The 10,538-nt window shown below is 70.6% G+C and carries 11 protein-coding genes and 1 pseudogene; 7 read left to right on the top strand and 5 right to left on the bottom strand.

What is annotated here, in order from left to right; all coding sequences use genetic code 11:
- From QZV94_RS17255 to QZV94_RS17245, 3 genes and pseudogenes are all read left to right on the top strand, one after another.
- Nucleotides 1-212: pseudogene (locus QZV94_RS17255) on the top strand (glutathione S-transferase); the annotation flags it as partial.
- 69 nt (nucleotides 213-281) lie between these two features.
- Entirely contained in the window at nucleotides 282-1,187 is a 906-nt protein-coding gene (locus QZV94_RS17250; RefSeq protein WP_293679401.1) for a glutathione S-transferase family protein, read from the top strand.
- An 11-nt stretch (nucleotides 1,188-1,198) separates the two neighbouring features.
- Entirely contained in the window at nucleotides 1,199-2,056 is an 858-nt protein-coding gene (locus tag QZV94_RS17245) for a crotonase/enoyl-CoA hydratase family protein (RefSeq protein WP_293679399.1), read from the top strand.
- 8 nt (nucleotides 2,057-2,064) lie between these two features.
- Here QZV94_RS17245 and QZV94_RS17240 read toward each other — a convergent pair whose 3' ends face one another.
- Nucleotides 2,065-2,439 carry an SDR family oxidoreductase gene (locus QZV94_RS17240; protein WP_293679397.1) on the bottom strand — a complete coding sequence of 125 codons (375 nt, stop codon included), beginning with the start codon at nucleotides 2,437-2,439 and terminating at the stop codon, nucleotides 2,065-2,067.
- Nucleotides 2,436-2,720: an SDR family oxidoreductase gene (locus QZV94_RS17235; RefSeq protein ID WP_293679395.1), complete on the bottom strand. Its 285-nt coding sequence runs from the start codon at nucleotides 2,718-2,720 to the stop codon at nucleotides 2,436-2,438. Before QZV94_RS17235 ends, QZV94_RS17240 begins: the two co-directional genes overlap by 4 nt.
- 63 nt (nucleotides 2,721-2,783) lie before the next feature.
- Here QZV94_RS17235 and QZV94_RS17230 point away from each other — a divergent pair, with 63 nt between their 5' ends.
- Nucleotides 2,784-4,787 (top strand): TonB-dependent receptor, encoded by a 2,004-nt coding sequence (locus QZV94_RS17230; protein ID WP_293679393.1) that lies wholly within the window; start codon nucleotides 2,784-2,786, stop codon nucleotides 4,785-4,787.
- A 43-nt stretch (nucleotides 4,788-4,830) separates the two neighbouring features.
- Here the strand turns inward: QZV94_RS17230 and QZV94_RS17225 are convergent, their stop codons facing one another.
- From QZV94_RS17225 to QZV94_RS17215, 3 genes are read right to left on the bottom strand one after another with little or no spacing between them, the layout of a single operon-like run.
- Complete coding sequence (locus tag QZV94_RS17225) at nucleotides 4,831-5,223, bottom strand: DUF1801 domain-containing protein (RefSeq protein ID WP_293679391.1); 393 nt, start codon at nucleotides 5,221-5,223, stop codon at nucleotides 4,831-4,833.
- 27 nt (nucleotides 5,224-5,250) lie between these two features.
- Nucleotides 5,251-6,588 (bottom strand): ATP-binding protein, encoded by a 1,338-nt coding sequence (locus QZV94_RS17220; protein WP_293679389.1) that lies wholly within the window; start codon nucleotides 6,586-6,588, stop codon nucleotides 5,251-5,253.
- Nucleotides 6,578-7,117, bottom strand: a complete 540-nt coding sequence (locus QZV94_RS17215) for a response regulator (protein WP_293679387.1) — start codon at nucleotides 7,115-7,117, stop codon at nucleotides 6,578-6,580. The genes QZV94_RS17220 and QZV94_RS17215 overlap by 11 nt, the downstream gene beginning before the upstream one ends.
- A gap of 193 nt (nucleotides 7,118-7,310) precedes the next feature.
- On the opposite strand from QZV94_RS17215, the gene QZV94_RS17210 reads away from it, so the two are divergent.
- The 3 genes from QZV94_RS17210 to QZV94_RS17200 all read left to right on the top strand — a co-directional run.
- Nucleotides 7,311-8,585 (top strand): efflux RND transporter periplasmic adaptor subunit, encoded by a 1,275-nt coding sequence (locus QZV94_RS17210; protein ID WP_293679385.1) that lies wholly within the window; start codon nucleotides 7,311-7,313, stop codon nucleotides 8,583-8,585.
- Nucleotides 8,586-8,594: 9 nt separating this feature from the next.
- The gene (locus QZV94_RS17205) at nucleotides 8,595-9,275 is read left to right on the top strand and encodes an ABC transporter ATP-binding protein (RefSeq protein ID WP_293679383.1); all 681 of its coding nucleotides are present in this window, start codon (nucleotides 8,595-8,597) and stop codon (nucleotides 9,273-9,275) included.
- A 16-nt stretch (nucleotides 9,276-9,291) separates the two neighbouring features.
- Nucleotides 9,292-10,538 (top strand): ABC transporter permease (locus QZV94_RS17200; RefSeq protein WP_293679381.1); only part of this gene is annotated, 1,247 nt, incomplete at its 3' end.

Genomic DNA, 10,538 nt, shown 5'->3' with positions numbered 1-10,538 from the left:
GGCTGGCCAAGGGGCACTGGCTGTGTGCAGGTCGGTTTACAGCCGCTGATATTTCCGTGGGTTATGCGCTGCTTCTCGCCAAGCAGTTGAAGCTGGACGGGAAGTTCTCACCGGCGATCCAGGGGTATTGGGAACGCCTCAAGGCCCGGCCCGCCTTCCAGGCGGCGAAGCGGGCGCAGAAGATCGACCTGCAAGAGGCGCTGAGGACGTGACCTCCTTCTAGGGCTTGACGTCACGTACCGGTTTGAAGGGCGGCGGCGTTGGCATAGGTTCGGCGCAGCATGCCCGAGATCATCCTGCATCACTACGAAACGTCGCCCTTCTCCGAGAAGGTGCGCAAGCTGCTTGGGGTCAAGGGCTTGGCGTGGCGCGCGGTGGATCAGCCGATCATCATGCCGAAGCCGGACCTGGTCCCGCTGACCGGCGGGTACCGGCGTATCCCGGTGATGCAGGTCGGCGCCGACATCTATTGCGACACCCAGGTGATCGCGGCCGAGATCGAGCGGCGCTATCCCGACCCGCCGACGGTGCGCGGCGCGGACTGGGCGGTGAACCTGTGGGCCGACCGGACCTGGTTCTCGGTCTCGGTGGCGGTGATTTTCGGCGAGACCGGCGTCGACAAGGACTTCGCCGACGACCGCGAGAAGATGACGGGCCGGCCGTTCGACGTGAACGCCATGAAGGCCGCCCTGCCGTTCATGCGGCCGCAGTGGCGCGCCTACGCAAGCTGGATGGAGGACGGCCTGGCGCGCGGCGACTTCCTGGGCGGGACGACGCCCTCGCTCGCCGACGTGGCGGTCTGGATGAACGTCTGGTGGACCGCCAGCGCGGCGGGCCAGGCCGGCGAAGAGCTGATGGCGGGCCTGCCGCGACTGGCCGCGTGGCGCCAGCGCATGGACGCGATCGGCTACGGCCGGCGCAGCGAAATGGCGCCCGGCGACGCCGTGCAGTTGGCTGCGCGCGAGACGCCCGCCGATCCGCTGCCCAGCGACGACCACGAGATGACCAGCCTGCGGCCCGGCGACCCGGTGGTGGTCCAGGCCGATGATTATGGCCGCGATCCCATCGAGGGCGTCCTGGTGGCGCTGACCCGCGACCGCATTACCCTGGCCCGCCAAGCCGGCGAATTGGGCGTCATCAACGTGCATTTCCCGCGCGTCGGCTATGTGCTGGCGAAGCGGCAATAGGAGCTAGACCCATGAACGACCGCGTTTCCGTCGATATCCAGGATGGCGTCGCCGACGTCCGCCTGATCCGCACCGACAAGATGAACGCCCTCGACAACGCCATGTTCGAGGCCCTGATCCAGACCGGCGAACGGCTGAAGGGCGAGAAAGGCGTGCGCGCAGTGGTGCTGTCCGGCGACGGCCGGGCGTTCTGCGCCGGGCTCGATACCTCCAACTTCTCCGCCATGGCCTCGGGCGAGCGCAAGGGCGGCGCGGGCACGGGCGGCGGCCTGGTCACCGCCAAGCGCACGGCGGGCGGCTCGAACCATGCCCAGCATGCGGTGATGGTGTGGCGCGAGATTCCGGTGCCGGTCATCGCCGCGGTGCACGGCGTGGCCTATGGCGGCGGCTACCAACTGCAGCTCTCGGCGGACATGCGGTTCGTGGCGCGCGACGCCAAGCTGTCGGTGTTCGAGATCCGCTGGGGCCTGGTCCCGGACATGGCGGGCATGGCGCTGCTGCGTGGCCTAGTGCGCGACGACGTCGCCCGCGACCTGACCTACTCCGGCCGCATTTTCTCGGGTGAGGAAGCGCTGGCCATGGGCCTGGCCACCCGAGTCTGCGACGACCCTCGCGCCGAGGCGCTGGAGTATGCTCGCGAAGTCGCCTCGAAGAACCCCGACGCCATCCGCGCGGCCAAGCGCCTGCTGAACCTCATGCAGGAAGGCAGCCAGCAGGAGATCCTGGAGGAGGAGAGCCGCGAGCAGACCCTACTCATCGGCTCCGCCAATCAGGTGGAGGCGGTCAATGCCAACATGGGCAAGCGGGCTCCGAACTTCACCGACGCCGACGTAGAGAAGCCGGCCCCGCTGCCCTTCGCAGCGCGGTAGGCGCGCCTTCACCCACGCCCGATGAAGGGCATCTGGGTGGCCATGACGGTCATGAACTGGACGTTCGCGGAGAGCGGCAGTCCGGCCATGTAGAGGACGGCGTCGGCGACGGCGGCCACGTCCATGGTCGGCTCGGGCTTCATCGACCCGTCGGCCTGGGGGACGCCGCCGGCCATGCGGGCGGTCATTTCAGTGGCGGCGTTACCGATGTCGATCTGGCCGCAGGCGATGTCGAACGGCCGTCCGTCCAGGGACGTGGAGCGGGTGAGGCCGGTAATGGCGTGCTTGGTGGCAGTGTAGGAGCTTGAGCCGGGCCGCGGGACGTGGGCGGCGATCGGGGCGTTGTTGATGATCCGGCAGCCACGCGGATCCTGCGGTTTCATCTGCCGGAAGGCGGAGCGCCGGTCCCGGCGTTGTTGAAGAGCAGATCGAGGCGGCCGAAGCGATCCTTCGTCGCCGCGAAAAGGCCGTCTACGCTATCCGGATCGGACACGTCGGTGGCGTGGACCAGGCACGGCGCGCCCTCGCCGAGCGCCGCCGTGCCGGCCAGCTGCTGCTCGCGTCGGCCGCCGAGGGCGACGCGCCATCCCGCCCGCAGTAGCGCCAGGGACACAGCCCGGCCAATCCCCGAACCCGCACCGGTGACGATCGCGACCTTTGCCATTGCGCTCTCCCGCGGGCGTCTTTAGCCCTCTCACTCCCCTCGATACCAGCGATACGAGACCCGATGTTCGAAACACTGCCGCCGTCGCCCCCCGAAGTCGAAGTCGTCATCGTGCATGCGCCGCGCCTCGCCCCACTGGGCGGCGAGGCGGCGTTCAGTGCGGTGCAGGTGGGGCCTGAGATCCTGAAGACCCAGCCTCGGCTGGACGAGGCGCTGAAGAGCGCGCCGGGCGTGTCGCTGTTCCGCCGCACCGGCTCGGGCGCTGCCAATCCGACGACCCAGGGGCTGTCGCTGCGGTCCATCGCGCCATCGGGCGCCGGCCGGGCGCTGGTGACCCTGGATGGGGCGCCCCAGAACGACCCGTTCGGCGGCTGGGTGATCTGGAGCGCCCTGCCGTCGGAGGGCCTGGACGGGGCGACCATCGTGCGTGGCGCCGGCGCAGGGCCCTATGGCGCCGGCGCGCTGACAGGTACGGTCGCGCTGCAGGAACGCGGCACGGTGGACGGCCTGGGGCTGGCAGAGGTCTCGTACGGCGAGCGCGACAGCTACCGCGTGGTCGCCGTAGGTGGTGGGCCCGGCGTGCTGGTGACCGCCGCGCGCTCTGAAAGTGACGGCTACTACGCCGTGCGCGGGCCCCGCCGCGGGGCGGCGGACCAGCGGCTGAAATTCAGTGACACCTCGCTGGCCTTCCGCGCGCAGCACGACTTCGGCGGCGTGCAGACCGCGCTGCGGCTGTCCGGCTTCCAGGTCCGCCAGGGCGCGGGACTCTCCGGGGCGCGCTCCGAGGCGTCCGGCGTCTCCGCGGCGCTCACCCTGGCCCAGCCGGCTTCGGAGGGCGTCGGCGGCTGGCGGCTGCAGGGCTGGGTGCGCATGAGCGACCTGGAGAACAGCTCCGTCGCCGTGGCCGCCAACCGCGCCACGACGACGCCCGCCAACGAACAGTACAACACGCCCGCGGTCGGATACGGCCTCAATGCCGCCTGGCAGGGCCAGGCCGGCGCCGCGAACTGGGAGCTCGGAACCGACATCCGCCTCACCGACGGCACAGAGCGCGAGCGGTTCCGGTTCATGGCCGGCTCCTTTACCCGCGACCGCACCGCCGGGGGCAAGACGCTGGTGGCCGGCGCCTACCTGGAAGCCGCGCTGGATCAGGGCCCCCTGATCCTCACCGGCGGCGTGCGGCTGGATCGGGCGCGGGCCTATGACGCCGAACGGATCGAGCGCGACACGGCGACCGGCGCCATCCTCCTGAATGCGCCCGGCCCCAACCGCTCCGATACGCTGCCGACCGGCCGGGTCGGCATCCGCTATGCCCTGAGCGAGGCGTTCTATGTGCGCAGCGCCGCCTACGCCGGGTTCCGGGCGCCGACGCTGAACGAGCTGCATCGGCCGTTCCGGGTGGGCAACGACATCACCGAAGCCAACCCGAACCTGAAGCCCGAGACCCTGCAGGGCATCGAGGCGGGCGTCGGCGGCGACGGGCCGGTCCACTGGGGGGCGACCGTGTTCTTCAACCGCCTGAAGGACCCGATCGCCAACGTCACCATCGGCATGGGCCCGGGCACCTTCCCTACGGCGGGCTTCGTGCCGGCCGGCGGCACGCTGCGCCAGCGCCAGAACGCCGGTGAGATCGAGGCCTGGGGGGTCGAGGCCGACAGCTCCGGCGCTTTCGGCGACATGATCAACTGGCGCGCCGCGCTCAGCTACACCGACGCGGAGGTGCACGGGGGCGCCAAGGCCCCACAACTCACTGGGCTGCGCCCGGCGCAGACGCCACGCTGGACGGTCACCGGCGGGCTGGACGTGCGGCCCACCGAGGCGCTCAGCCTTTCGGCCGACCTGCGCTACGAGAGCATGCGCTTCGAGGACGACCTCAACAGCCGCCGCCTCTCGGCGGGGATCAGCCTGAACGCGCGGGCCACCTGGCGCTTCGCCGAGGACCTGGAGGCCTATGTGGCCGTCGAGAACCTGGCTGACGAGAAGATCGAGGTGGGCGAGACGGCCGACGGCGTGGAGAGCTTCGCCGCGCCGCAGACGTTCCGGGTGGGCGTCACTTTCCGACGCTGATGAGGGGGCCGTCGCGCGGGGGCCTCGCCTCCGCGGGGCCCGCCTATCTGGCCTTGGAACCGTTCAGCGCGACGGCGGCGCGGATGAGGGCTTTGAAGGCCCCGGCGTCGACCTCGTCGCCCTCGCGGATGTCGAGGGCGCGCCGGGTGTTTCCGTCGAGGCTGGCGTTGAACAGGCCGGACGGGTCGGCGAGCGACGCCCCCTTCGCGAAGGTCAGCTTCACGGCGGCCTTGTAGGCCTCGCCGGTGCAGATCAGGCCGTCGTGCGACCACACCGGCACGTTCCACTTCCACTCCTCGACCACATCGGGGTCGGCTTCCCGGATCAGCGCGCGGACGCGGGCCAGCGCCGCGCCACGCCAGCCGCCCAGCTCCGCGATCCTGGCGTCGATCAGGCGGGACGGGGGCTCGTCCGTCGGGGCTGCGCTCTTCTTCATGTCCCTCGAGGCTCCTTCCTGAGCTTTCTAGCCCAGGGGCAGCCAGAGGCGGAAGACCACGCCGCCGGCGCTGCGCCGGGCGTGGTCGAGGCGTCCGCCGTGGGCCAGCGCGATCTGGCGTGCGAGCGTGAGGCCCACCCCCGAGCCGCCCTGCTTGGTGGTGAAGAAGGGAACGAAGGCAGCCTCCGGGTCGCCTTCGGGCAATCCGGGCCCGTTGTCCTCAACGATCAGCACAGCCTGGTCCTCGTCGACGCGACAGGCCAACCGGACGGCGGCGTCGGGACGGCCACGCACGGCCTCCAGCGCGTTCTTGAGCAGGTTGATCAGCGCCTGTTCGAGGAGGTCGGGGTCGGCGTCCAGGATGAGGCTGGCGGGCTCGACCTTGCTGGCATAGTCGACGCCGCCATCGGCCATCAAAGGGCCCAGCAGACGATCGAGCCCCTTGATCAGATCGGCGGCGGGTAGGCGGATCTTTTCGGCGTTGGGCAGATCGGTCAGGCGCCGGTAGCGCTCGACGAAGCTCATCAGCCCGGTGCTGCGCCGCGCGATGACCTCGATCGCCTCTGCCACCTCGGCCGGGTCCGCCCCGCCCGCGCGCAGGCGGGCCGCCAGGCTCTCGGAGATGGAGCAGACGGGGGTCAGGGAGTTCATCATCTCGTGGGCCAGCACGCGGACCAGATCCTGCCACGCTTTCAGCTCCACCGCGTCGAGCTCGCCCGCCAGGCTCTGCAGGGAGACCAGGCGATAGGCGCGCGCCTCGGCGGTGAACAGGGCGACCTGGGCCAGCACCGCGCGGCCGTCCTGCAGGCGCAGGATCACCCGCGCGCCGGGGGCCAGGTCCATGAGCCGCTCTGCGGTTTCCGCCGAAAGCGCCGGGACACTGGCCAGCGGTCCGGCCACGGCGCCCAGGCCTTGGCGGGCGGCGCGGTTGGCGCTGAGGATCTCGCCCGTGACGTCGATCACCAGAAGGGCGGCGGCGACGTTGTCGGTGAGCGCCTCGAGGTGGTCGATGCGGCGCTGCCGCTCGGCGCGGGCGACGCCCAGGCGGCCCAGGGCGGTGTCGATGGCCAGCGTCATCTGCCGGAAGCCGCGACGCGGCGCGGGCCGGTCGTGGCCTTCCGTGGTCAGGCCGTCGATGAACTGGGCCATGAGCCGGTCGGCGGCGCCGATGCTCCGCACCAAGTCGGCGAGCAGGGCCAGGATCAGGACCGCCAGCACCGCCGCGGTCGCGTAGTACCCGGCCGCCACCGCAGCCACCGCGGCGAACGCCATGACACCGATGATGACGGCGCGCACGGCGACGCCGAGGCCGAAGCGCAGATCGCCCCATCGGTCTGAGTCGGCATGGCGGGCGCTAAAGGCCATGGCGTTCCATGCGGCGGTAGAGGGCCGGCCGGGTGAGGCCGAGCACAGCGGCGGCGCGCGAGACGTTACCCTCGTAGAGCGCCAGCGCACGCTCGATGGCGCGGCGCTCGATGGCGTCGAGGTTGAGTTGAGAGCCGGCGCGGCGCTCGGCGGTCAGGGCTGCGGCGGCGCGCATGGTCTCGGCCAGCGCCTCGTTTCGCCAGGGCTTGAGAACGAAGTCCACCGCCCCCTGCTTCAGCGCCTCCACCGCCAGCTTGACACCCCCGTAGGTGGTCATGAGCACCACCGACAGCGCCGGGTCGGCCGCGCGCAGGCGGGCGAGGCCGTCGAAGCCCTCGGCGCCGTCCCGCGCGCCGGCGGCGAAGTTCATGTCCAGTAGCACCGCGTCGCAGGCCGGAGCACGGGCCTCCAGGCCTTCCGGCGCGGCGAGGGCCTCGACGACGAGCGCCGGGCCTGCGAGCGCCATCACGGCGGCCTTCAGCACGTCCGCGTCGTCGTCCACGATCAGATAGGAGAGGTTGCTGGCCACCTCCCAAGCCTAAGGCCCGCGGTCCCGGGGGGCAAAGGCCAAGCCAATCAGGGACTTGGCTCCTCACGCGGCCAGAGGCCCGGCGCGGCGCTGTCCGAATTCGGACACCCGGGCCGCACCGCCGAGCGCGCAGGTCCGCTAACTCGCTGGAATCGCGGCGTTTCCGTGTTTGGCCGAGCGCCGGGATACTGGGATGGACATGACGCAGCTGATGGACACACCGGTCAAACGGCCTCTCTGGCAGGGGCGACGCATGCTCCTGGCGGCGGCGGCCGCGGGCGTGGTCATCGCCGTCGTGTTCCTGGGCTTCGCCCTCGCCGGCGCGCGAACCTCCCTGCGCACGCCGGCGACCGGCGTGGTCGTGGGTACGGTCGAGGCCGGGGTGTTCCGCGACTTCGTCACGCTCCGCGCCAAGGTCGTCCCGCGCGACGTGGTCTACCTGGGCCTCCAGGAGGGCGGGCAGGTCAGCGAGGTGCTGGCGCGATCCGGCGACGTGGTCGCCGCCGGCCAGCCGCTGGTGAAGTTCCGCAATACCCAGCTCGAGCTTGAGGTGCTGGACCGGGAGGCGCGGCTGTCGGAATCCATCACCCAGCTGCAGGCCTACGAGAAGCAGCTGGAGGACGCGCGGGCGGCCAACGAGAAGGCGGCGGCGCAGATCGACTACGACGTGGTGCGCCTGGAGCGGGACGCGCGCCGGCTGGAGGCGCTGCTCGCCCAGGGCTACGTGCCGCGCCAGAAGTACGAGGACGTTCGCGACCAGCTGACACTCAGCCGCCAGCTGCAGCCGCTGCAGATCACCACCAACCGCACTCAGGATGCGCTGCGCCGCCGCCAGTTGCCGCAGCTGCAGTCCGACCTGGCGACGTTGCAGACCAGCCTGAAGGTGGTGCGCACCAAGCTGGACAGCCTGACGCTGCGCGCGCCGGTGGCCGGCAAGCTGGCCGACATGCACCTGAACGTGGGCGAGATCCACGACCGCGGCGAGCGGCTGGGGCAGATCGTGGCCGACAGCGGCTACAAGATCGAGGCCCGCGTCGACGAATATTACCTGGACCGGGTGCGCGTCGGGCAAGCCGGTCAGGTGGAGGCCGACGGCCGCGCCTGGCCGCTGCGGGTGACCCGCGTCGATCCGCAGGTGAAGGACGCCACGTTCCTGGTGGAACTGGCCTTCGCCGGAGCCGGACCGAACGGCGTCGCGCCCGGCCAGGCGCTCGAGGGCCAGATCACCTTGGGCGGCGACCGCCCGGGCCTGCTGCTGCCGGCTGGCGCCTTCCTGGAAAAGACCGGGGGCGCCTGGGCGATGGTGGTCGGTGGCGATGGCGAGCACGCCGACAGACGCAGCATCAAGATCGGCCGCCGTAACGCCGACCAGGTGGAAGTGCTCGCGGGGCTCAAACCTGGCGAACGGGTGATCACATCGGACTACACCGGCTTCGAAAAGGTCGAGCGGGTGGTGCTGACAAAATAGGAGGGGCTCATGCTCAGGCTTACCGATATCTCCAAGGTCTACCGCACCACAGAGGTGGAGACCTTGGCCCTCAACGGGGTCTCGCTCAGCATCGGGGCGGGCGAGTTCGTCGCCATCATGGGCCCGTCCGGCTGCGGGAAGTCGACCTTGATGAACGTGCTGGGGCTGTTGGACAGCCCGACCAGTGGTTCCTACGACTTCTTCGGCGAAGACGTGGCGGCCCATTCGGAGGCGCGGCTGACCAAGCTGCGGCGCGACAGCATCGGCTTCGTGTTCCAGAGCTTCAACCTGATCGACGACCTGACGGTGGCCGAGAACGTCGAGGTCGCGCTGCTCTACCGCGGCGTCTCGGGCGCTGAGCGGAAGCGGCGCGTGGGCGAGGCGCTGGACCGGGTGGGCATCGGCCACCGGGCGCGGCACCGGCCGCAGCAGCTTTCCGGTGGCCAGCAGCAGCGCGTGGCGGTGGCCCGCGCGCTGGTCTCGGAGCCGCGCCTGATCCTGGCCGACGAACCCACGGGCAACCTCGACACCGCCAATGGCGACGAGGTGATGCGCCTGCTGACCGAGGCCGCCCGCGCCGGCGTGACGGTGGTGATGGTCACCCACAGCCTCGTCCACGCCGCCGTCGCCCAGCGCACGATCAAGCTGCTGGACGGCCGCGTGGTGTCCGAAACCCTGCTCGCCGCCTAGAAGCCGGAGGCCCCCCTTGTTCCGCAACTACCTCGCCTCCGCGCTGCGCAACCTGGCGCGCAACAAGCTCTACGCAGGCGTCACCATCGTGGGCCTGGCCATCGGCTTCGCTGCCGCGATGCTGATCGGTCTGTACGTGCGCGACGAGCTGACCTTCGACCGGTTCGTGCCCGATCGCGAGCGCATCTACCTGATGACGACGACGATCGCGGTCGCGGGCTCCAAGCCGATCGAGACCAAGCTGTCGCAGATCAAGCTGGCCGAGCGTATGCCGCAGGACTTCCCCGAGGTGGAACTGGCCGGCCGGCTGGCCAACGCCTACTTCCCGCCCACCGTGCGGCGCGGCGACGTCGTCGCCTCGGAGCAGGGGCTTTACTACGCGGACGCCAACTTCTTCCGCATCCTCCGCCTACCGGTGGTCGCGGGGGACCTTGAGCACGCGCTCGATACGCCGGACAGTCTGGTCCTCAGCCGGGCCATGGCGCGCAAGTACTTCGGCCGCGACGACCCGGTCGGCGAAATCCTGACGGTCAACCGCGAGCCTTTCCGCGTGACGGCCGTGCTGAAGGATCTGCCGTCGAACACCCATGTCACGGCAGAGATCTTCGCCTCTGCCAAGTCGCCGCATAGCCCGATCTCCCAATACGGGGAGATCAACGGACCCCTCGACACCACGCTCTACACCTACGTCCGGCTGAAGCCGGGGGTTGCGGTGGACGGCCTGGCCGCTCGGATGCCCGCGTTCCTGGATGCCCGCTTCCCCATGAACGCCGCCAGCGCGTCGCGGGCGACGCGGGCGACCCATTTCCTTCCGCTCACGCGCATCCACCTGACCCCGTCCACACTCGACATCTTCAACGCGAAGGCCTCGGCGGACCCCGGCGTCCTGGCGGCCATCGCGGCCGTGGGTCTCCTGATCGTGGTCGTCGCCGCAATCAACTTCGTGACCTTGATGACCGCCCGCGCGGCCCGGAGAGCGGTGGAGGTCGGCGTGCGCAAGGCCGCCGGCGCCAGTCGCAAGGACCTGATCGCCCAGTTCATGGGCGAGGCCGTGCTCTATGTCGCCGCCGCCGCGCTCCTGGCGCTCGCGCTGGCGGAACTGCTGATGCCGGCGTTCAACGCCTTCACGCAGAAGCGGATGACCTTCGACTACCTGACCAACCCTGCGCTTGGCCTCTCCGTGCTGGCGGCGCTGGTGGTGATCGCCGGCCTGGCGGGGACCTACCCGGCGCTGGTGCTGTCGGGCTTCCGGCCCTCGGCCGT

It is taken from the genome of uncultured Phenylobacterium sp. (assembly GCF_902826855.1).
GTDB lineage: Bacteria > Pseudomonadota > Alphaproteobacteria > Caulobacterales > Caulobacteraceae > Phenylobacterium.
This window is presented reverse-complemented; position numbering and strand designations above follow the sequence as displayed.